The organism is Caldanaerobacter subterraneus subsp. tengcongensis MB4, assembly GCF_000007085.1.
Taxonomy (GTDB): Bacteria; Bacillota; Thermoanaerobacteria; order Thermoanaerobacterales; family Thermoanaerobacteraceae; genus Thermoanaerobacter; species Thermoanaerobacter subterraneus.
This window is the reverse complement of the sequence record NC_003869.1, coordinates 2,040,658-2,061,376: the sequence shown is the minus strand read 5'-3', so window position 1 is coordinate 2,061,376 and position 20,719 is coordinate 2,040,658. Positions and strand designations below refer to the sequence as shown.

Annotated in this window: 21 protein-coding genes; 14 read left to right on the top strand and 7 right to left on the bottom strand. The window is 35.8% G+C overall.

Annotated features, from left to right (window positions below; all coding sequences use genetic code 11):
* Positions 1–68 precede the first annotated feature (68 nt).
* Genes TTE_RS10245 through TTE_RS10230 form a run of 4 tightly spaced genes read left to right on the top strand, consistent with a single transcriptional unit; the run spans position 69 to position 4,021 of the window.
* On the top strand, positions 69–1,046 hold the full coding sequence (locus TTE_RS10245) for an ABC transporter ATP-binding protein (RefSeq protein ID WP_011026240.1): 978 nt from the start codon (positions 69–71) through the stop codon (positions 1,044–1,046).
* A complete protein-coding gene (locus TTE_RS10240) occupies positions 1,012–1,719 on the top strand; it encodes an ABC transporter permease (RefSeq protein WP_011026239.1) in 708 nt (235 codons plus the stop codon). Before TTE_RS10245 ends, TTE_RS10240 begins: the two co-directional genes overlap by 35 nt.
* Before the next feature lie 11 nt (positions 1,720–1,730).
* On the top strand, positions 1,731–3,119 hold the full coding sequence (locus tag TTE_RS10235) for a GldG family protein (RefSeq protein ID WP_011026238.1): 1,389 nt from the start codon (positions 1,731–1,733) through the stop codon (positions 3,117–3,119).
* On the top strand, positions 3,116–4,021 hold the full coding sequence (locus TTE_RS10230; RefSeq protein ID WP_011026237.1) for a DUF4340 domain-containing protein: 906 nt from the start codon (positions 3,116–3,118) through the stop codon (positions 4,019–4,021). The genes TTE_RS10235 and TTE_RS10230 overlap by 4 nt, the downstream gene beginning before the upstream one ends.
* Here the strand turns inward: TTE_RS10230 and TTE_RS10225 are convergent.
* Positions 4,014–4,280, bottom strand: coding sequence for a nucleotidyltransferase domain-containing protein (locus TTE_RS10225; protein WP_043883999.1), 267 nt, complete (start codon positions 4,278–4,280; stop codon positions 4,014–4,016). The genes TTE_RS10230 and TTE_RS10225 overlap by 8 nt on opposite strands.
* 166 nt (positions 4,281–4,446) lie before the next feature.
* On the opposite strand from TTE_RS10225, the gene hisZ reads away from it, so the two are divergent.
* Genes hisZ through hisIE form a run of 9 tightly spaced genes read left to right on the top strand, consistent with a single transcriptional unit; the run spans position 4,447 to position 11,884 of the window.
* Positions 4,447–5,586: an ATP phosphoribosyltransferase regulatory subunit gene (hisZ, locus tag TTE_RS10220; RefSeq protein WP_009610404.1), complete on the top strand. Its 1,140-nt coding sequence runs from the start codon at positions 4,447–4,449 to the stop codon at positions 5,584–5,586.
* A 1-nt stretch (position 5,587) separates the two neighbouring features.
* Positions 5,588–6,220, top strand: a complete 633-nt coding sequence (gene hisG, locus TTE_RS10215; RefSeq protein ID WP_009610411.1) for an ATP phosphoribosyltransferase — start codon at positions 5,588–5,590, stop codon at positions 6,218–6,220.
* Between the two features lie 2 nt (positions 6,221–6,222).
* Complete coding sequence (gene hisD, locus TTE_RS10210; RefSeq protein WP_009610407.1) at positions 6,223–7,515, top strand: histidinol dehydrogenase; 1,293 nt, start codon at positions 6,223–6,225, stop codon at positions 7,513–7,515.
* On the top strand, positions 7,508–8,563 hold the full coding sequence (gene hisC / locus TTE_RS10205) for a histidinol-phosphate transaminase (RefSeq protein WP_009610408.1): 1,056 nt from the start codon (positions 7,508–7,510) through the stop codon (positions 8,561–8,563). The genes hisD and hisC overlap by 8 nt, the downstream gene beginning before the upstream one ends.
* Positions 8,560–9,144, top strand: coding sequence for an imidazoleglycerol-phosphate dehydratase HisB (gene hisB / locus TTE_RS10200; protein ID WP_009610409.1), 585 nt, complete (start codon positions 8,560–8,562; stop codon positions 9,142–9,144). Before hisC ends, hisB begins: the two co-directional genes overlap by 4 nt.
* Before the next feature lie 18 nt (positions 9,145–9,162).
* Complete coding sequence (gene hisH, locus TTE_RS10195; protein WP_009610410.1) at positions 9,163–9,774, top strand: imidazole glycerol phosphate synthase subunit HisH; 612 nt, start codon at positions 9,163–9,165, stop codon at positions 9,772–9,774.
* A complete protein-coding gene (gene hisA, locus TTE_RS10190; protein WP_011026235.1) occupies positions 9,765–10,487 on the top strand; it encodes a 1-(5-phosphoribosyl)-5-[(5-phosphoribosylamino)methylideneamino]imidazole-4-carboxamide isomerase in 723 nt (240 codons plus the stop codon). The genes hisH and hisA overlap by 10 nt, the downstream gene beginning before the upstream one ends.
* Positions 10,488–11,249, top strand: coding sequence for an imidazole glycerol phosphate synthase subunit HisF (gene hisF, locus TTE_RS10185; RefSeq protein ID WP_011026234.1), 762 nt, complete (start codon positions 10,488–10,490; stop codon positions 11,247–11,249). It begins immediately after the preceding gene.
* A gap of 17 nt (positions 11,250–11,266) precedes the next feature.
* Positions 11,267–11,884, top strand: a complete 618-nt coding sequence (hisIE, locus tag TTE_RS10180) for a bifunctional phosphoribosyl-AMP cyclohydrolase/phosphoribosyl-ATP diphosphatase HisIE (RefSeq protein WP_011026233.1) — start codon at positions 11,267–11,269, stop codon at positions 11,882–11,884.
* A gap of 197 nt (positions 11,885–12,081) precedes the next feature.
* Here the strand turns inward: hisIE and TTE_RS10175 are convergent, their stop codons facing one another.
* The 3 genes from TTE_RS10175 to TTE_RS10165 all read right to left on the bottom strand — a co-directional run bounded on the left by TTE_RS10175 (position 12,082) and on the right by TTE_RS10165 (position 16,762).
* Positions 12,082–14,025, bottom strand: coding sequence for an FAD-dependent oxidoreductase (locus tag TTE_RS10175; RefSeq protein ID WP_011026232.1), 1,944 nt, complete (start codon positions 14,023–14,025; stop codon positions 12,082–12,084).
* A 289-nt stretch (positions 14,026–14,314) separates the two neighbouring features.
* The gene (glyA, locus tag TTE_RS10170) at positions 14,315–15,556 is read right to left on the bottom strand and encodes a serine hydroxymethyltransferase (RefSeq protein ID WP_009610753.1); all 1,242 of its coding nucleotides are present in this window, start codon (positions 15,554–15,556) and stop codon (positions 14,315–14,317) included.
* 273 nt (positions 15,557–15,829) lie between these two features.
* Positions 15,830–16,762 carry a dipeptidase gene (locus tag TTE_RS10165; protein ID WP_009610763.1) on the bottom strand — a complete coding sequence of 311 codons (933 nt, stop codon included), beginning with the start codon at positions 16,760–16,762 and terminating at the stop codon, positions 15,830–15,832.
* A gap of 152 nt (positions 16,763–16,914) precedes the next feature.
* Here TTE_RS10165 and TTE_RS10160 point away from each other — a divergent pair, with 152 nt between their 5' ends.
* Positions 16,915–18,324 (top strand): PIG-L deacetylase family protein, encoded by a 1,410-nt coding sequence (locus TTE_RS10160; RefSeq protein ID WP_011026231.1) that lies wholly within the window; start codon positions 16,915–16,917, stop codon positions 18,322–18,324.
* A gap of 140 nt (positions 18,325–18,464) precedes the next feature.
* Here the strand turns inward: TTE_RS10160 and TTE_RS10155 are convergent, their stop codons facing one another.
* Genes TTE_RS10155 through TTE_RS10145 form a run of 3 tightly spaced genes read right to left on the bottom strand, consistent with a single transcriptional unit; the run spans position 18,465 to position 20,570 of the window.
* Positions 18,465–19,640, bottom strand: a complete 1,176-nt coding sequence (locus TTE_RS10155; protein WP_011026230.1) for a tyrosine-type recombinase/integrase — start codon at positions 19,638–19,640, stop codon at positions 18,465–18,467.
* A 26-nt stretch (positions 19,641–19,666) separates the two neighbouring features.
* The gene (locus tag TTE_RS10150) at positions 19,667–20,122 is read right to left on the bottom strand and encodes an ImmA/IrrE family metallo-endopeptidase (protein ID WP_011026229.1); all 456 of its coding nucleotides are present in this window, start codon (positions 20,120–20,122) and stop codon (positions 19,667–19,669) included.
* A 13-nt stretch (positions 20,123–20,135) separates the two neighbouring features.
* The gene (locus TTE_RS10145; RefSeq protein WP_011026228.1) at positions 20,136–20,570 is read right to left on the bottom strand and encodes a helix-turn-helix domain-containing protein; all 435 of its coding nucleotides are present in this window, start codon (positions 20,568–20,570) and stop codon (positions 20,136–20,138) included.
* Positions 20,571–20,719: the final 149 nt, after the last annotated feature.

Below are 20,719 nucleotides of genomic sequence, written 5' to 3'. Positions count from 1 at the left end.
GTACACAGATTTTTAAAAATTTCATGATATAATTTCCATACTATGTAAAATGGAGGACTGAGACAAGGATGATGGTAGAACTAAAAAATGTGACAAAAGTATACGGCACGCGAAAAGCAGTGGATAATATAAGTTTTTCTGTTGATAAAGGTGAAATAGTAGGTTTTTTAGGGCCCAACGGTGCCGGCAAGACGACTACTATGAAGATGATAACGGGCTACATACCTCCTACAAGCGGTACCATAAAAATTGCAGGGTATGACATAGTTGAACAGCCAATTGAAGCGAAGAAGCATATAGGATATTTGCCTGAAACACCACCTCTGTATCTGGATATGACGGTGGAGGCGTACCTTCACTTTGTAGGGGGAATAAAAGGGGTTCCGCCTAAAAAGAGAAAAGAAGATGTAGAAAAAATAATGTATGAAATGGGATTGATGGAAGTTAGAAAAAGGCTTATCAAAAACTTATCTCGCGGTTACAAGCAGAGAGTGGGCCTTGCGCAAGCTATAATAGGTGACCCAGAAGTCCTCGTTTTAGATGAACCGACTGTTGGACTTGACCCCAAGCAGATTAAAGAAATAAGGGATATAATAAAAAAATTGGGGGGAAAGCACACTATTATTTTGAGTACCCATATACTGCCAGAGGTTAGCATGGTGTGCGACAGAGTGATAATAATAAACAAAGGGAAAATTGTGGCAATGGATAAGACAGAAAACCTGTCGATAGCTTTGCAAAATGTTCTAAGATATTTTATAAAAGCAGAAGGTCCCTATGATAAAGTGGTAAAGACTGTAGAAAACATTGACGGAGTTATCAATGTGGAAGCGGAAATTGAAGAAGATATGATGGTAAAACTTACAGTGGAGTCTTCTAATGATAGAGATATAAGAAAAGATGTATTTTTTGCCTTTGCCAAAGAAGGGCTCCCAATATTGGAACTAAGACCATTGGGATACAGCTTGGAAGAGGTCTTTCTTGAACTTACAACAGAGGAGGAAAGTTACGATGAAGATGTTAGAAATATTAAAGAAGGAGCTTAAGAGCTATTTCTTTTCTCCTGCCGCGTATGTGCTTATGGGCTTTTACCTGCTGATTTCAGGATACTTCTTTTCAACTTTTGTGCTAAGCACTCATTATGCTGAATTAGGCCCTGTTTTAGGAAGTATGGTGACAGTTTTTATGTTTGTTGCTCCTATTTTGACGATGAGGCTAATTTCTGAAGATATGAAAATGGGGACAGATCAGCTTTTGCTTACTTCTCCTGTTACAGTCTTTGACATTGTGGTTGGCAAATTTTTATCTGCAGTTTTTGTGTACTTGGCAACACTTGTAATAACATTTATTTATCCTCTCTATCTTAAAATGTACTCTTCGCCTGACATGGGGCCCATAATTTCTGGGTATATTGGGCTTTTTCTAGCAGGTATTGCTTTTATTTCAATAGGGATTTTCGCCTCTTCTCTTACAGAGAATCAAATGGTGGCAGGGGTAATCGGATTTGCCTTGATACTTGTATTTTGGGTAATAAGCTGGCTGGGAGATGTTTTTACCGGCAGCGCAAAAAGTATTTTGAAAAGTCTTTCATTTTTTGATAAAGTAGCTAATTTCCAGAGCGGAATTATCAATTTGAGCGATGTAGTATTTTTCTTGAGCGTGGTTATTTTCTTTGTATTTGCCACCATAAGAGTTATAGATAGAAAACGCTGGAGTTAGGAGGTATTAAGGTGAACAGTACTAGGCTGAAGTATGGGACAAATGCATTTTTAATGACAGCTATTCTATTGGCTATTTTGATACTTGCAAATGTGATAGTGGCACAAAAACCTGTAAAATGGGATTTAACCAAAAATAAGCAGTACACCCTTTCGGATCAGACAAAACAAGTGCTTAGAAATCTTAAAACCGATGTCACGGTTTACGCTTTTTTCAAAGATGGAACCGATTCAAAGGAGATGGTCAAAAATTTGCTCGACCAGTATAGAAGCGTGTCTAAGGAGATAAGTGTTCACTTCGTAGACCCTGACAAAGAACCAGCAATTGCGCAAAAATACGGCATCACCGATTACGATACAGTCCTTTTTATCTCTGGGAGTGGACCTTCTGAAAAAAGGCAGGTAGTGAATTCCTATGATATTTTCGGATTTGGAAATGAACCTAATACTGCCACATTTAATGGAGAGCAGCAGTTTACTCAGGCTATTATTGATGTGACTCAGACAAAAAAGCTAAAAGCTTATATTCTTCAAGGGCACGATGAATTAAATAGTATTGACTACTTGGTCACCTTTAAAAATGCTTTAAAGGGAGAAGGATACAATGTGGAAGACCTCAATATAGGACAGGCAGGAGGTATACCGGAGGATACAGCTTTGCTTGTCATTGTAAACCCGCGCAGAGATTTTTCCGATAAAGAAATGCAGGCTCTAAAAGCTTATTTTGAAAAAGGTGGCAAAGCAATCATTGCAATGGGAGCAGAATACGGTCCTTTAACAGAAAAATCTGTAAATGAACTTTTATCTACCTGGGGTGTGAAATTTGACAATGACGCAGTTGTAGACCCTGCTAGAAATTATTTTATGGATCCATTGTCACCAGTTCCGCAGTATAAATTTCACACAATTACGAACAAACTAGACCTTTCAAATTTATATGTAGTAATGCCAATGGCAAGGAGTATATCTTATGCGGAAAAGCCAGCTGAGAATATTAAAATTGAACAATTGCTGTCAACTAGTGACAAAGCCTGGGGCAAGACGAATTTTAGTTCAAAGACAATGAAGTTTGAAAATGGAGACATTAAAGGGCCTTTAAGTTTGGCTGTTGCGGTATCTGATTCAAAGACAGGTATGAAAATGGTACTTGTTGGCAGCAGCATGATGTTTACGGACAAAATAATAACATTGGAGGCTGACAGGGATTTTCTTATGAATACCGCTAACTGGCTGGCTAATAAGACTACTCAGATTTCCATAAGACCTAAATCTTTGGAGTTCAATCAGATTTTTTTGACAGGAAAACAGGCAGTTATGCTCTTTTATACTACAGTTGTCATCATCCCATTGGCAGTGTGGATAGTGGGAGGATACATGTGGTATAGGAGGAAAACAGCATGAAAATTTTTAAAACTACTGTCATATTGTTGCTCATATTAGTCCTTCTTGGAGGGTACTATTTTTACGAGTTAAAAACAAGCAAGCCTGTCAAGGAAGATAATAAAATTTTTACTTTTAAAAAAGAAGATGTAGCTTCTTTGAAGATAGAAAAACAGGGTAAGGCTTTAATTTCCTTTCAAAAAGAAGGAAATGACTGGTATATAACAAGTCCTGTCAGTTACAAGGCTGACAGTATTTATGTAGATGAGCTTTTAGACAATTTGACTTCTCTCACTTTTGACAGAAAATTGGAAGGTGATTTGTTTACCTATGGACTTGAAAAACCTTCCTATGTTGTAGAAGGAAGATTAAAGAATGGATACACTTATTCCCTTATGATAGGGAATAAGTCCCCAGTCAAAGAGAACTATATGGAAGGGTATTACATTAGGACAGATAAGAGCAATGAAATATACAGGGTAAATGCTTCTTCTATAGAAAATTTCTTTCTAACCAATAACTATTTGTACAAGTACATGGAGAAATTTGTTGTAACTGTGCCTAAAAATGAAATAAAAAAATTAGTTTTTTATGAAAACGGTAAGGAATTTCAATTTAAAAAAGATGAGAAGGGCAATTGGCAGCTTGATGGGAAAACTCTTAAACAAGAAGAAATGGACAATCTTTTAGATAGCATAGTGTTACTGCAAATCAATGGACTGGACGAGGGGAAAAACGTCGTTTCTGCTGATCGGCCTTTTGCCTTTGATGTATATGGGAAAGATAAAGTAGAGAGGATAAGTTTTGCAAAAAAAGATGAAAATAACGAGTATGTATTAATTGATGGAAAAAGTATTGGACAGTATGTAAGTTTGAAGGATATAAACAGCATAAAAAACAATTTGGATAAACTTATTAAATAAAAAATAAGAGGCGGGGAGATAACTCCCTGCCACCAGGCAAATAACCGACAAAAGCACTATACAAAGCTCTATCCACAAATCTCAAATCTGTTTCCATTATTACAACTAGGTCAATATCACTCCACTCTTTGGCAGTTCCACTGGCCATTGAGCCAAAAAGTATTATTTTTTCTGGGTTGCACTTCTCAATGATTATATTTACTATTCTCTTTAATTCATCTTCTAATGAATATCTCAAAAGTTCTGTAGCTTCCCTCATAAGAAACGCCTCTTTGCATTGTGTAAATACATTATACCACAATATGAAGTACTTTTCTCCCATTCTTTGTCTCTTCTTGACATACATATAAAATTAATATACAATAAAAGAGATACAATTCATTACTTTATCACGTTACAAAGACATAGCGATGTGAGGGATTTAAATGATATATTTGCCGGATGGAGTGCAGGACTTCCTTCCTGAAGAATATGAATTCAAGAGAAATATAGAGGACAAATTTAGAGAGGTTTTCAAAAGTTTTGGCTATAAAGAGATAATGCCTCCCACTTTTGAGTACAGCGAAAATTTTTCTCATTTATTTGATGAAAACAGCATGTACAGGTTTTTTGATAAAAAGGGGAATATTTTAGCTTTAAGGCCTGATGTAACTGCTCAAATAGCCAGAATTGTTTCTACAAAGTTGGAAGGCAGATACCCACTTAAGTTATGCTATGTAGCTAATGTGTATAGGTATGAGGACACACAAGTAGGTAAAATGAGAGAATTTACACAGGCAGGAGTAGAGCTTATAGGTACAAATCACGAAGAATCAGATGCGGAGGTTATAGCTCTTTCTATAGAGGCATTAAAAAGTACAGGCTTAAAGGATTTTAAAATTGATATAGGACATGCTGAAGTATTTGGAAGTATTGTAAGAAATTTAAATCTAGGAAATGAAGATGTAAATCTATTGAGAGAACTTTTAGAGCAAAAAAACCAATCTGCTATAGAAGATTTCATAAAACAAAAAGAAATAAAAAGAGAAGAGGCTAAACTTCTAAGGGAACTTCCTCTTTTATTCGGTGGGGAGGAGATTTTAGAAAAGTTAAAAAAAGAAAATTTTAAAGAGACGGAGGGAGTGCTTGAGTATCTTGATAGAGTGTATAAGATACTTGAGGACTTTGGTATGAAGGAATATATAAGTTTTGATTTGGGGATGGTGCAAAATCTAAATTATTACACAGGAATTATATTTAGAGGTTTTGTAAAAGGGCTTGGCTATGCTATATGCACTGGAGGAAGGTATGACAAGCTCCTTAAGATTTACGGTAAAGACTTGCCTGCTACAGGCTTTGCAATAAGTGTAGAAAGAGTTATGCTTGCTTTGCAAAGGCAAAGCAAGGGAGAATGGGTAAAACCCCGCAGAGTGCTAGTAAGGTATAAAGAAGAAGAGAGAAGAAGAGCTTATGAAAAGGCTAATGTACTCAGAAAAGAAGGCAATGTCGTAGAGATGTACACTTTTAAGAGGTGTGAAAATATTGATTTAAAAAGTTTTGATGAAGTCGTAGATGTGGGGGAATGACATGGATATTGTTTCAATAGCTTTGCCAAAGGGCAGGATGACAGAGGATGCAGTAGTTTTATTTAAAAAAGCAGGTATTTCTAATGATGTGTTAAAAGATATATCGAGGAAGTTAATTTTAGAAGATAATAAAAATGCTATAAAGTTTATGCTTGTAAAACCTATGGATGTTCCAACTTATGTGGAGCACGGTGCAGCAGATTTAGGGGTTTGTGGAAAGGATATTTTGTTGGAGCAAAAAAAGGATTTATACGAAGTTTTAGATTTAAAATTTGGATTTTGCAGAATGGTAGTAGCTGGTCCTCCCAATGTTAAAGACAGCTTTCTCACAAATAAAAGAGTTGCTACTAAATTTCCAAACGTTGCAGAGGAATTTTTTAAGAAAAAAGGTGAAAATGTTGAGATAATCAAATTAAATGGCTCTGTGGAGCTTGCTCCAATTGTAGGATTATCAGAAGTGATTGTTGATATTGTGGAGACTGGAAGGACTTTAAGAGAGAATGGCCTTGTTGTTATAGAGGAGATTTTTCCTTCAACAGCGAGACTTATAGTTAACAAGGCAAGCATGAAGACAAAAAGCGAGAGAATAAAGGATATAATTTTAAAGCTGAGAGAAGTTATAAATGGGGGATAGAGATGATAGAAATGTTTGATTTTACTAAGGAAGTCGATATAGGGATTTTTAATAAAATACAGAATAGAAGTAAATTGGAGAATAAAGAGATTGCAAAAAGGGTTGAAGACATAATAGAAAATGTGAGAGAGAGGAAGGATAAAGCGTTATTTGAATACACCTATATGTATGATGGAATAAATCTCAATAGCGAGACAGTGAAGGTAAAAGAGGAAGAAATAAAAAGAGCTTATGAGGAAGTGAAAGAGGATTTTTTAAAAGCGTTAGATAAGGCCATAAAAAATATTACGGAGTTTCATGAGAAGCAAAAGGAAAAGACATGGATGGATTTTAAAGAAGGAATAGTTTACGGGCAAGTATTAAGGCCTCTTTCCTCTGTAGGCATTTATGTTCCTGGAGGAACTGCCTCATATCCTTCTTCAGTTTTGATGAATGGTATTCCTGCAAAGGTGGCAGGCGTTGAAAGAATAGTAATGGTATCTCCTGCTGGAAAAAAGGGGATAAGCCCTTATGTGCTTGTGGCGGCAGATAAAATTGGAATAAAAGAAATATATAAAATTGGCGGAGCACAGGCTGTTGCAGCACTGGCTTTTGGCACAGAATCAATACCTAAGGTGGACAAAATAGTTGGTCCAGGAAATATTTATGTAGCAATGGCAAAAAGAGCCCTATATGGCTATGTAGACATAGACATGGTGGCAGGACCTAGTGAAATTTTGGTAATTGCAGATGAGTCAGCAAGTCCAAAATATGTAGCAGCAGACCTTCTTTCACAGGCAGAACACGATGTAATGGCTTCTTCAATATTAGTGACAACCTCAAAAGAGTTAGCGGAAAAAGTAAAAAAAGAAATTGAAAGACAAATGGAATATCTTGAGCGAAAAGAAATAATTGCAGAGTCTTTAAAAAATTTTGGCGCGATAATTGTTATAGATAATTTAAAAGAAGCAATTGGTATTGCAAATGAAATAGCTCCAGAGCATTTAGAGCTTGTCATTGAAAATCCTTTTGAAATTTTAGGCGAAATTAAAAATGCAGGAGCAGTATTTTTAGGAGAATTTTCTCCAGAACCTTTGGGAGACTACCTTGCAGGTCCAAATCATGTTCTTCCTACAAGTGGTACAGCGAGATTTTTCTCTCCTCTTTCAGTTAGGGATTTTGTCAAAAAGATGAATGTACTTTATTACTCTAAGGAAGCTTTGAGCAGTGTAAAAGATGATGTCATAACCTTGGCAGAAGCTGAAGAGCTTACAGCCCATGCCAATTCTGTAAAAGTGAGGTTTTACAATGATTGAGAATTTGTTGAGGGAAGAAATTAAAGGATTTAAAAATTATGAAGTGGAAAATGTGCCTTATAAATATAAGATGGATGCAAACGAGACCCCTTTTGAACTTCCTGAAGAGGTAATGAAAAATATAGGGGATATTGTAAAGTCTATCCATGTAAATATATATCCAGACCCTACGGCAGAAAAATTGAGAGAAGAGTTAGCGAGATATTGCAGTGTCACTCCTAAAAATATTTTTGTAGGAAATGGTTCTGATGAAATAATACACCTTATAATGCTTGCCTTTGTAGATAAAGGGGATACAGTTTTGTACCCTCACCCATCTTTTGCAATGTACAGCATATACAGTAAAATTGCAGGAGCGAATGAAATAGCTGTGAATTTAAATGAGGACTATACTTATAATGTTGAAAGATTTGCAGAAGCAGTTGAAAGATATAAGCCTAAATTGGTGTTTTTGTGCAATCCAAACAATCCCACTGGAAGCGTAATAGATGAAGAGGATATAATCAGAATAATTGAAAAAGCAAGAGGGATTGTAATAGTTGATGAAGCTTATTTTGAATTTTATGGAAAAACTCTTGTGCCATATATAGATAGATTTGAAAATTTGATTGTGCTGCGAACATTGTCAAAAGCTTTTGGGATTGCAGGATTAAGAGTGGGATATGCTCTCTCAAATGGAGAAATAGTGAAATATTTAAATCTTGTAAAATCTCCTTATAATCTCAACTCTTTATCACAGAGAATAGCATTAGAAGTTTTAAAAAGTGGTGTTTTAAAGGAGAGGGTAAATTACATTATAAACGAAAGAGAAAAGCTGGTAAAGGAGTTAAATAAAATTAATGGGATAAAAGTGTATCCTTCTCATGCAAATTTTGTTCTTTGTAAATTTGAAAATGCCAATGATGTGCACAAAAGACTTGTTGAAAGGGGAATTTTGGTGAGAAATTTTTCTAATGTGAAGGGGTTGGAAGGGACTTTAAGGATAACTGTGAGTTCTTCTGATGCCAATGATTATTTAATAAACGCTTTAAGGGAGATATTGTCATGAGGAAAGCGGAAGTTAAAAGAAAAACGGCAGAGACTGACATATATGTCGAACTTAATATAGATGGCAAAGGCTCATATGATATAAAGACGGGAATAGGCTTTTTTGACCACATGCTTTCTCTTTTTGCAAAGCACGGCCTTTTTGATTTAAAAGTAATAGCAAAAGGAGATCTGGAAGTAGACACTCATCACACTGTAGAGGATGTAGGAATAGTCTTAGGTACTGCCTTTTTAAAAGCTTCAGGGGATAAAAAGTCAATAAAAAGATTTAGTACTTTTTATGTGCCTATGGATGAAGCTTTAGTTAGAGTTTCTCTTGATATAAGTGGAAGGCCTTATCTTTATTATGATTTGCCTTTGAAAGCTGAAAGAGTTGGGAATTTTGAAACAGAGACTGTGGAGGAGTTTTTTAGGGCTTTTGCTTATAATTTTGGTATAACACTCCACGTAGAACTTTTACATGGTGTAAACACTCATCACATTATAGAAGCATCTTTTAAAGCTTTGGGTAAAGCGTTGGATGAGGCACTTAAATTGGATGAGAGAATAGATGGCATACCTTCTACTAAAGGGATTTTGTAAACATAAAGGGGTGGAATTTTGATAGGCATTATAGATTATGGAATGGGAAATTTGAGAAGCGTTGAAAAAGCTTTAAAATACGTGGGATACGATGCGAAGATTACAAGTGATGCAAAAGAAATAAAAAATTTTGAGGCCTTGATACTTCCCGGAGTTGGAGCCTTTCCAGATGCCATCAGGGTTTTAATCAAAACAGGTATGGCTGAAGAGATAAAAATACACATTGAAAAGGGAAAGCCTTTTTTGGGAATATGCTTGGGAATGCAGCTTTTATTTGAGAAAAGTTTTGAGGGAGGCAAGACAGAGGGGCTTAAAATATTTAAAGGCAATGTTGTAGGACTTCCTAAAGGAAATAAAATCCCCCATGTAGGGTGGAACAGTTTGACCATAAAAAAAGACACACCATTTCTTAAAGGAATAAAAAATGGAGATTATGTGTATTTTGTCCATTCTTATTATGTAAATGGCAATGAAAAAGATTTTGAATACGCAGTTACTGAATATGGGATAGAAATTCCAGCTGTCATTATTAAAGACAATGTTTTTTCCTGTCAGTTTCATCCAGAAAAAAGCGGAGAGACAGGGCTTAAAATTTTAAAAAATTTTGGAGAGATGATAAAATGCTTGTAATACCTGCAATTGACATATTGGATGGGAAATGTGTAAGACTCACAAAAGGGAATTTTGATTCAAAAGAAGTATATTATGACAATCCTGCAGATATGGCTAAGATGTGGCAAGAGTGTGGTGCAAAGAGAATTCATGTAGTGGATCTGGATGGGGCAAGGCAAGGACATTTAGTAAATAGAAAAGTTATTGAGAAAATTGTAAATAGCTGTAGTGTTGATATTGAAGTAGGTGGAGGAATAAGGAATAAAGAGGCTTTAGATTATCTTTTTTCAATTGGAGTATCGTACATTATTTTAGGTTCTGCTGCAATATATGATAAAGACCTTCTTCTTTATTCTGTCTCACATTATGGAGAAAAGACTATAGTGGGAATTGATTCAAAAAAAAGAGAAGTTGCTGTAAGTGGATGGCTTGAAAGGACTAAAATAAAGGATACTGAGTTGGCTGAGAAGATAAAAGAGATAGGGATAAAGACAATAATTTTTACTGATATTTCAAAAGATGGCACACTTCATGGGCCAAATTTTGAAGCTTTAAAGGATATGCTAAAGGTAGGAGTAGAAATAATAGCTTCAGGAGGCATATCTTCAATTGAAGATTTAAAAAGGCTTAAAGATATGGGAGTTACTGGTGCTATTATTGGGAAGGCCTTGTACACTGGTATGATAGACTTAAAAGCTGCATTGCTGGAATTAGAAAGAGAGGGAATTTAAATGCTTGCAAAGAGAATAATACCATGTCTGGATGTTAAAGATGGAAGAGTAGTAAAAGGAATAAATTTTGTAAATTTAAAGGATGCTGGAGACCCTGTTGAAATAGCTGAAAGGTACAATGAATTAGGAGCCGATGAGCTTGTATTTCTGGATATTACAGCTTCCTATGAAAAAAGAAAAATTATGATAGATGTTGTAAAGAGAACATCAGAAAAGGTGTTTATCCCTTTGACTGTAGGGGGAGGAATTTCTGATATTGATGACATAAGAGAAGTTTTAAAAGCAGGAGCTGATAAGGTTTCTATAAATACACAGGCGGTAAAACAGCCAACACTTATTCGTCAGGCGGCTTTGAGGTTTGGGAGCCAGTGTGTTGTTGTGGCAATTGACGCTAAAAAGAGACCAGATGGCACAGGCTACAATGTGTATATAAATGGAGGGAGAATAAACACAGGACTTGATGCTGTTGAGTGGGCTAAAAAGGTGAAAGATTTGGGTGCAGGAGAAATACTTTTAACAAGTATGGATAAAGACGGGACAAAGGATGGATATGATATTGAACTTACAAGGCTTATAAGTGAAGCTGTGAGTATTCCAGTTATAGCATCAGGAGGAGCAGGGAAACCCGAGCATTTTAAAGAGGTGTTTACACAAGGAAAAGCTGATGCAGCTTTGGCTGCTTCTGTATTTCACTATGGAGAGCTTGATATAAAAGAGTTGAAAAGATATTTAAAGGATGAGGGTATACCGGTAAGATTGTAGGAGAAAGGATGTAGAGGATGATTGACATAAAAGAGCTTAAGTTTGACGAAAAGGGTCTTATACCGGCAATTGTGCAAGATTATTACACAAAGCAGGTTTTAATGCTTGCATATATGAATGAGGAGAGTTTGAAGCTTACATTAGAAAAAGGAGAGACATATTTTTTTAGTAGAAGCAGAGGCAAGATATGGCACAAGGGGGAAACCTCAGGGAATACGCAGAAGGTAAAAAAGATATTTTATGACTGCGATGAAGATGCTCTTTTAATTCAAGTAGAAGCAAAAGGCCCTGCCTGTCATACAGGCAATATAAGCTGTTTTTATAGAAGTTTCGATGAAGAAACTGAAGATGGCATAGAGATTCTAAATAAGCTTTATGAAAGGATAAAAGGCAGAAAAATAAACCCTGTAGAAGGATCCTATACAAACTATCTCTTTGAAAAAGGCATAGACAAAATATTAAAAAAAGTTGGAGAGGAAGCTACAGAAGTGGTTATCGCTTCGAAAAATGATTCAAAAGATGAGATAGTGTATGAAGTATCTGACCTAATTTATCATTTGATGGTGCTTTTGGTTGAGAAAAATATTACATTAAATGACATATACAATGAACTTGAAAGGCGATATAAAAAATAATCAGACAAAAGGAACCGTCCCTTTTGTCTGTCACCATGTACGGAGTGGAGAGTAACTATTTGAAAAAGGTCTACGCGTTTATTGGCAATGAAGAAGTGGTTATTATAATGAGCTATAAGCACAATTAAATTTGGAGTAATAATAAAAGGGGTATCCATCTATATTTTGGGATACCCCTTTTTTGTAAAGACTTAAAATTACAAGCTGTAAGCATAACGGAAACCTTCATGAATAGCGTCCATAAACTTTCTAGCTTTGACGCAATCCCCAATAGCATAAACAGGTATACCTTCTTTTTCAATTAACTTCAATAAATCGTTCTTGGGTTTAGACCCAACTGCTATTACGATAGTGTCTATACCACTTAATTCTTGGTTTCCATTTACTGTTTCTATAGTTACTTTATCTCCTGATATTTCTTTAACTTTGCTCTTTGTCAATACTTTAATCTTCTTCTCAGCCATACGATTTAGTAATAGAGCTCTTACCAAACTTCCAACATCTATTGCTATATCATCCAACATCTCTATTACTGTTACTTCTTTACCTTGATCAGCCAAGAATTCTGCAGTTTCACAACCTACTAACCCACCACCAATGACAGCTACTTTTTTACCAACAGTAACTGTCCCTTTTAAAACATCATGGGCCGTAACAACATTTTTTTGATTGATTCCAGGAATTTCAGGAATTATTGGTTCAGACCCTGTTGCTAATATAACCACATCGGGTTTAATTTCATGAATTGTGTTTAAATCTGCTTCTTTGCCTTTTACAATCGTAATACCAGATTTTTCTACTTGATTGATGAGGTAATCAGCCAGATCATTTATTTCCCCTTTATGAGGCGGTACAGCAGCAATTCGCATTTGTCCACCTAATTCTGGTTGCTTTTCATAAAGAATTACTTCATGGCCACGCAAAGCTGCTACTCTAGCTGCTTCTAACCCGCCAGGGCCACCACCGATTATAAATACTTTCTTTCTTGTCTTTGCTAGGCTTTCCATGTCAAATTCTGTTTCATGTCCAGTTAATGCATTGGCTATGCAACCAATATCAATATCTTGGAACAGACGATCAATACAACCCTGATTACACCCAATGCATTTTCTTATTTCTTCAATCTTGCCCTCAGAAACTTTCCTGGGCAATTCTGGGTCTGCTAGTAGGGCTCTTCCCATTGATACTAGATCAGCTTTGCCCTCACGGATGATTTGCTCTGCCATAATAGGATCTTTGATTCGACCAACAACAATTACAGGTACTTTGCTATTAATTGCTTTCTTTATAGCAGCTGCGTTTTCTACAAAACAACCCTGAGGTATAGCTGCAGGCTGGATAATCATTGCTGAAGATTCATATACTCCACCCGAAATATGCAAAGCATCGATTCCTTCTTCTACTAACTTTTGAGCAAATATCTTAGTATCTTCAATCGTAAGTCCTCCAGGAACATACTCTTCAGCACTCATGCGATATATAATAGGAAAATCTGGCCCAACTTCTTCTCTTACTCTCCTGACAACTTCCAATGGGAATCTCATTCTGTTTTCAAAACTTCCACCGTATTCATCGGTTCGCTTATTGCTATATGGTGATAAGAATTGATTAATTAAATAACCGTGAGCACCATGGATTTCGACAGCATCAAACCCTGCTTCTTTAGCACGTCTCGCAGCTTGTCCAAATGCTTCTATTAACTCTTTTATTTCGTCTACTGATAATTCTTTGGGCTTTTCTTGCTTAACTGGGCAAGGAATAGGTGACGGAGCAACTACTTGCATTCCAGTAACTTTCAAAGTTGTTTGCCTACCGGCATGATAAAGTTGCACAGCAATTTTCGCTCCATACTTATGAACTGCCTCTGTTAATTCTTTCAAACCAGATATTAATTCATCTTTGTAAATACCAAGTTGGTTTTGAAAGCCTTTACCACCTGGATGAATGTATGTTGCTTCAACAATAATTAAGCCTACTCCACCTTTTGCTCTGGTTTGGTGATAAGCTTTAAAACGTTCGGTGACGGCACCATCCTCAGCAGCGTAATTTGTAACCATAGGAGGCATAATAATCCTATTTCTTAGTTTCATTGACCCAATTTGAATTGGTTCTAGAAGCTTTTCAAACTTGAATTCACTCATCTTAAATCCTCCTCATATTGTTAATTTATTAACAGTTATCAAGTAATATGCTAACTTTATTTTTTCATTATGTCAAGAGCAATTATGCATATTGAGGGTGTAAAATTTTTATAGAATGTCTCTATTAAAAGCTTTAGTGAGTGGTTGGTTTATTTTGAAACACAAAAAGCAAAGAGCCTCACACTGATTCTTACCAAGAAGGAGGCTCTTTTAACCGGACAAGGGGACGGTTTCTTTGTCCGATTTTTTTGTGAGAAACCGGACGGAAGAACCGTCCCCTTGTCTGGGGTTATAAGAGGTCTGGGTAGAGAGGGTATTTTTCAAGTAGTTTTGCTACCCTTTCTTTCGCTTTTTCTTTGTAATTTTCATCTTTTATCATATTAGCTATTATATCTGCTATTTCTACCATGTCTTCCGGTTTCATTCCTCTGGTGGTAACTGCAGGTGTACCTAATCTTACGCCAGAGGTTACATTTGGTCCTAATGGATCAAAAGGTATAGCGTTTTTATTGCAAGTTATGTTTACTTCATCTAATCTAGTTTCCAATTCCTTTCCTGTTATTCCTGTGTTTCGCAAATCTAATAGCATTAAGTGGTTGTCAGTACCGCCGGATACCAAATTTATTCCTCTTTCCATTAATGCATTTGCTAAAGCTTTTGCGTTTTCTACAATCCTTTTTTGATATTCTTTAAACTCATCTGAAAGGGCTTCTTTAAAACATACAGCTTTTGCTGCTATAATATGCATTAAGGGTCCACCTTGTGTTCCAGGGAAAAGGGCTTTGTCGATGGCTTTTGCGTGTTCTTGTTTACAGAGTATAGCTCCTCCTCTAGGTCCTCTTAAAGTCTTATGAGTAGTAGTTGTCACTACGTCTGCATAAGGAACAGGATTTGGGTGTAAACCTGCTGCGACAAGCCCGGCAATGTGAGCCATGTCTACCATCAGATATGCTCCTACCTTGTCTGCAATTTCTCTAAATTTCTTAAAGTCAATTATTCTTGGATAAGCACTAGCGCCAGCTACAATTAGTTTTGGTTTATGCTTTTTTGCTAGGTCTTCTACTTGGTCATAGTCTATGTATCCTGTATCTTCTCTTACGCCATAGGATACAAAGTTATATATTTGCCCAGAAAAATTGACTTTGCTTCCATGGGTTAAATGTCCGCCGTGAGCTAAATCCATTCCTAGTACAGTATCTCCAGGTTTTAGAAGTGCAAAATAAGCTGCCATATTTGCCTGAGCTCCCGAGTGAGGCTGCACATTTGCGTGTTCCGCTCCGAAAAGCTTTTTAAGCCTTTCCCTTGCAAGTTCCTCTGCCATATCTACATATTCACAGCCACCGTAATAACGCCTTCCGGGATACCCTTCTGCGTATTTATTTGTGAGAGGGGTACCCATTGCTTCCATTACGGCCCTGCTCACAAAGTTTTCAGAGGCTATAAGCTCTATTTTGTTTCTCTGTCTGTTGAGTTCTTTTAATATGACTTCTGCGATTTCTGGGTCTGTTTTTCTTATTATTTCAATATCCATTGTTTTACCCCCTCATTTTTGTGTTTCTACCTCTATTATACAACAATTTATTTTTTACACAAAGTTAATAAAAATTTAACACTCTTTTAATTTAAAATCAGTGAAAACTGGGTATAATATATCTAGACGAGCTCCCTAAAACCCCCTATCCCTCTTAAAATATTTTGATAAGGTCTTGCTTTTTTTAAAAAACCTATGTATAATGTATACTTGGTTAAACCAATGACTCCCCCTTTAACATATAAAGCCCCGGTGATCGGGGCACTTTTTGTTTTATAAAATCTTTTTTATGAGGTTTTCAAAATTTTTGTGAGTGATTTTATCAATTTGTTCCTGTGTATATCCTCTTTTTATAAGCCCTTCTACAATTTTCGGGAATTTTGATATATCTTCTAACCCCTCTGGTGTGGAACTTATGCCATCAAAGTCAGATCCAAATCCTACGTAGTCTTCTCCAACTAAGTCCACCATGTAATCTATGTGATTTAATACATCTTCTATCGTTGCTCTTTTGTCATCTTTTAAAAATTGAGGAGCGAAATTTATACCAATTACTCCTCCCTTTTGAGCGATTGCTTTTATCTGCTCATCTGTCAGATTTCTCCTGTGGGAGCACAAAGCTTTAGCGTTTGAATGGGAAGCTATTACTGGTTTTTCGCTTATTTCTATAACATCCCAAAAGCCTTTTTCATTGAGATGGGATACGTCTACTATCATACCAAGCCGGTTCATTTCTTTTACTACTTGCTTTCCAAAAGATGTGAGCCCAGCATCAGGAACTCCCTCGACTCCATCCCCTAAGTCATTTCTTAAACTCCAGGTCAAAGTGATAGCTCTTACTCCCAATTTGTAAAATATTCTTAGTAAAGCGATTTCTCCTTCTAAGGCTTCTCCCCCTTCAATTGAGAGCAAAGCTCCAATTTTTCCTTCGCTTTTTATTCTGTCAATATCCTCTCCTCTTAGTACCAATTCAATTTCGCTGCTTTTATCTATTATTTCATGCATTTTATCAATTAGTTTTAAAGCCATTGTAGCTGCATTCTTTCTCATAAATTTAGGGTCTACAAACACTGCAAAAACTTGAAGATGCACTTTTCCCTCCTTCATTCTGGGGAAATCTACATGCCTCTCTTCTGTCCTTTCAAAGAAATCAGTTCCTTTATCTACCAGCCTGTACAGGGTATCGCAGTGAAAATCTACAAACATTTTTATCCCCTCCTCAAATTCTTCTCAATATGATTGTATCACACTGAGAAAGATTTTCAGAATTTGAGTTCATTAATTAAAAATTAATTATCCTGTAATAATTTGTTCATAAATCTATGGTAAAATAATAAGCAAGAATGGAGGCAAAGAGTATGATTACAAGGCGAACTATATATTTTTCTTTATTTACTGCTTTGCTTATCGGAGTTTCCTATATAATGAACTGGGGAATGGCTATTGCAAATTTCACAGAAAAAGCTACCGTGCCTACTTTTGACGACCCAGGGCAGAGAATACTTATTATAGTTCCTCATCCGGACGATGAAACTCTGGGTATGGCAGGTGTTATCCAAAGAGCGGTTGAATTAAAAAGGCCTGTAAAAGTGGTGGTTGTCACAAGTGGTGAAAGCTATAAAAAAGCTGCAATGGTTTTTTGCGGAAAAAAGAATCCTACTCCTAGAGATTTTTACAAACTGGGATTGGCTCGCCAGCAGGAAAGCATTGCTGCAATGAGAATTCTCGGGCTTCCCAGAAAAGATTTAATTTTTTTGGGATTTGCGGATGGAAGCACGAGGTTTTTGTGGAGCCAATATTGGGATAATAACAGGCCCCGCGTAAGTGGCGGTACTCGTGTGGCCTATGCTCCTTACGATACGGTTTATAAGCCAAGAGCTCCTTATACCGGTCAGACATTGGTAGATGAGCTTACCGAGATAATAAAAGATTTTAAGCCTACTGATATATACTACCCTCTTGCGGATGACATTCATCCTGACCACTGGGCAGTGAGCAATTTTGTAAGATATACAATTACTGCTATGAATTTAAATGTCAGAGAACACATGTTTTTAGTTCACCACCCTCAATGGCCTGTTCCTTGGATGGCAGAAAAAAATAGGCCTATGTTGCCTCCAGTAGACATGAAAAACAGCAACACAGAATGGCAGGCTTTTGAGCTTACTCCTAAAGAAGTGAATATGAAACAGGCTGCAATAAAACAGTATAGAACCCAGACAGAAGTTATGGAGCCATTTTTGATGGGATTTGTCAGAAAGACTGAGTTGTTTGCTACCAAGCCTGTGATAAGTATACCAGTTGTGTCTTCAAAGCCTGATTTGAGAGATGCTGATCTGCCTCATACCCTTCTTAAAGTGTATACGGGGGGTATGTTAAACGAAGAAATTTACAGGAGTGCTGCTTTGACTAAACTTGCAGCTTTTTACCATGACAACAAGCTGTACGTTGGTTTAGAATCGGCAAAGCCAATTTCTAAAAAAGTGATATACCATATTGAAATGAGGCTGTTTTACAAGGACCCAGGTGACATAAAGAGGATAGATTTAGGGGTAGTAAATGGGGAACTGTACGAGTACAAGAGAGCAGAGAATTCCCTGACAAACGTGATAGCGTCAAAACCTTTTATAGAGAGAAATAGAATATGGATTGAAGTGAACATTCCTCATGTTGACAATTTGAGGTATATATTTATGGGAGCAGATTCTATTTACAGGAATCGCCTTATAGATAAGATACCTTGGAATATGTATGTCATTTCCAAGTAATTTATAATTCCCTATATTGCCCCGTAACTCGCATAAATACTGCTTTTTTGTACTTTAACGTACTAAAACATTCTATAACTTTCTAAAACTTTTGTGGGAAAAGTGTGGGAATAAAACAAAGCCTTTAAAAAGCTGTTTTTCTAAATAAAAAGGTCATTTAGTGTTTCTACTGCGTTAGTTTTTTGTTTAGGTATTACATGAGTATAAATATTTGCTGTGATAGAGATGTTGGAGTGCCCTAATAATTCTGATACTGTTTTGAGTGGTACGCCCCTTTCAAATAGTTTTGTTGCATACGTGTGTCGTATGGCATGAAATTTTCTATAAGGTACTCCTGCTCTATTTAAAATTTTTTTATATGTCTTTAAAAGGTTACTTGCATCTATAGTATTGCCCAATTCTGTTGTAAACACATATCCTTTTTCAACATCATTGAGGTAGACTGAGCCTGCCTTTAATTTTTCTTCCCTTTGCCTATTTCTGTGCTCCTTTAGCATTGGTATAAGTGATGATGGAATTGGAACTGTCCTTATGCTGTTTTTTGTTTTTGGTATTTGTTCAATAGTTTTATATTTTCTATTTCCTTTTTCATCAATAATAGTAACTTGTTTAATCATACGCTGAACCCTTAATTCCTTTTTTTCAAAGTCAATATCTGTCCATTTCAATCCCAACAATTCTCCCTGCCTTAGACCTGTTCCAAAAGCCAGCAAAAACAGTGCCTTCAGACGATGCCCTTTTAATGCTTCTTTAATTTTCTTTATTTCCTCATCAGAAAAAGTTTCAATTTCTGTTTCAATTTTTTCTTCTGGAGTACCGGGTATAACTATTTTCTTCCCTGTGCATGGATTTTTAGCTAAATATCCTTCATCTACTGCATAATTAAAAAACGTCTTCAAAAAATTGTTCAAAGCTTTTATTGTTTTACTGCTTTTCCCTTGCTGATATAGCTTGTTGTAATACCTCTGTATTTGTATCGACTTTATGATACTGATTTTCATTCCATATAGTTCACTATTTTTTATGTAATTTCTATAATGTCCTTCATATTTCACAAACGTAGCAGGCTTTCTTGACATTCTCACTACTTCAAAAAGCCATGTATGCATTAAATCTCCCAAAGTAACATCTTGAAAATCAACATTCAATCCGTTTCTTATTCCGTTTAAATATTCTTCTTTCTTTGCTTCAGCTTCCTTTTTTGTTTTTCCATAAAATTCTTTACGTATTAGCTTTCCATTTTCATCTCTCCCAATAGTAACTGTTACACGGTAATACTCTTTTCCGTTTTTAACATAATTCGTCTTCTTAGCCATAACATCTCCTCCTGCGTAAAATTTTTTTATAAAAACTTTAAAAGTTTATATTTTACAAGTCCTTCACTAACACCCAGAACAGCAGCAATGTGGGATACTGAAAGATACTTTAACTCTTCTATATCACTATCATCAATCAATAATTCCGCAGCAAATATATTTGCTTCTTCTTCATACGTTCCAACTGGGAAAAGTGTATACTCTCTGATGAAAGAAATAGGCTTAGCAGAATGAAGCACGGCATGTCCCAGCTCATGTGCCAGGACGATTTTCTTTTCGTTTTCATCCAGCTCATCATTAACAATAATAAATTTATTGCGCAGGGTTTTTATAAAATAACCTTTTGTATATAGAGAATAACTTTTGTATACTACATGAATTCCTAAATATTCTGCAATTTTCTGAGGATCTCTTGTTTCATGTTCTTTTACAAGGTGCTTCACTTTTTTGTAAATCTTTCTAATGTACCTCTCCTCCTGCATGTGAAGCACCTCTCTAATCAGTTTTTTCTTTCTTCTTTTTTCTTCCATATTTTTCTTTATTTATTTCTTTGGCTTTCCAGAAAAGTTCAGATATATCTCTAAAAAGTTTTTCCTTGTCTTCCTCTGCAACTTTGTCATCCATAAAAAAAGCGTTGACATGCTGAATAAAATTTTCGTATTGAAGCATATCTCTTTTTGTAATTTTATACTTTTCTTTGTAGTTTTCAGGGATAAATGGTTTGCGTACATCAGTTAGTCCCATTAACCAATCCATGGAGACATTAAAGTATTCGGCAATCTTTTTTTTTATTTCATCACTGGGTGATGTTTTATTGCTTTCGTATAAAGAGATAGAATATTTTGTTACACCAAATAATTTACCAAATTCCTCTTGTGTCATCCCATGTTCTAACCTTAATTGTTTTATTCTTTCTCCTAATGTACTCACGTTTATTCCTCCTCAATTAATATGTTGAATATATTTCAACTATTTTTAATTATAACCCTCCATTCGAAATATGTAAATATCGTTTAATAAAAATCAACTTTTTAACGTAAAAAAATATTGACAGTTTAATATTTCTCTATTATAATAAA

Coding starts and splice junctions, on each gene's coding strand:
- TTE_RS10245 (WP_011026240.1), top strand. CDS start 69: ATGATGGTAGAACTAAAAAATGTGACAAAAGTATACGGCACGCGAAAA.
- TTE_RS10240 (WP_011026239.1), top strand. CDS start 1,012: ATGAAGATGTTAGAAATATTAAAGAAGGAGCTTAAGAGCTATTTCTTT.
- TTE_RS10230 (WP_011026237.1), top strand. CDS start 3,116: ATGAAAATTTTTAAAACTACTGTCATATTGTTGCTCATATTAGTCCTT.
- TTE_RS10225 (WP_043883999.1), bottom strand. CDS start 4,280: ATGAGGGAAGCTACAGAACTTTTGAGATATTCATTAGAAGATGAATTA.
- hisZ (WP_009610404.1), top strand. CDS start 4,447: ATGATATATTTGCCGGATGGAGTGCAGGACTTCCTTCCTGAAGAATAT.
- hisG (WP_009610411.1), top strand. CDS start 5,588: ATGGATATTGTTTCAATAGCTTTGCCAAAGGGCAGGATGACAGAGGAT.
- hisD (WP_009610407.1), top strand. CDS start 6,223: ATGATAGAAATGTTTGATTTTACTAAGGAAGTCGATATAGGGATTTTT.
- hisC (WP_009610408.1), top strand. CDS start 7,508: ATGATTGAGAATTTGTTGAGGGAAGAAATTAAAGGATTTAAAAATTAT.
- hisB (WP_009610409.1), top strand. CDS start 8,560: ATGAGGAAAGCGGAAGTTAAAAGAAAAACGGCAGAGACTGACATATAT.
- hisA (WP_011026235.1), top strand. CDS start 9,765: ATGCTTGTAATACCTGCAATTGACATATTGGATGGGAAATGTGTAAGA.
- hisF (WP_011026234.1), top strand. CDS start 10,488: ATGCTTGCAAAGAGAATAATACCATGTCTGGATGTTAAAGATGGAAGA.
- hisIE (WP_011026233.1), top strand. CDS start 11,267: ATGATTGACATAAAAGAGCTTAAGTTTGACGAAAAGGGTCTTATACCG.
- TTE_RS10175 (WP_011026232.1), bottom strand. CDS start 14,025: ATGAGTGAATTCAAGTTTGAAAAGCTTCTAGAACCAATTCAAATTGGG.
- glyA (WP_009610753.1), bottom strand. CDS start 15,556: ATGGATATTGAAATAATAAGAAAAACAGACCCAGAAATCGCAGAAGTC.
- TTE_RS10165 (WP_009610763.1), bottom strand. CDS start 16,762: ATGTTTGTAGATTTTCACTGCGATACCCTGTACAGGCTGGTAGATAAA.
- TTE_RS10160 (WP_011026231.1), top strand. CDS start 16,915: ATGATTACAAGGCGAACTATATATTTTTCTTTATTTACTGCTTTGCTT.
- TTE_RS10155 (WP_011026230.1), bottom strand. CDS start 19,640: ATGGCTAAGAAGACGAATTATGTTAAAAACGGAAAAGAGTATTACCGT.
- TTE_RS10150 (WP_011026229.1), bottom strand. CDS start 20,122: ATGCAGGAGGAGAGGTACATTAGAAAGATTTACAAAAAAGTGAAGCAC.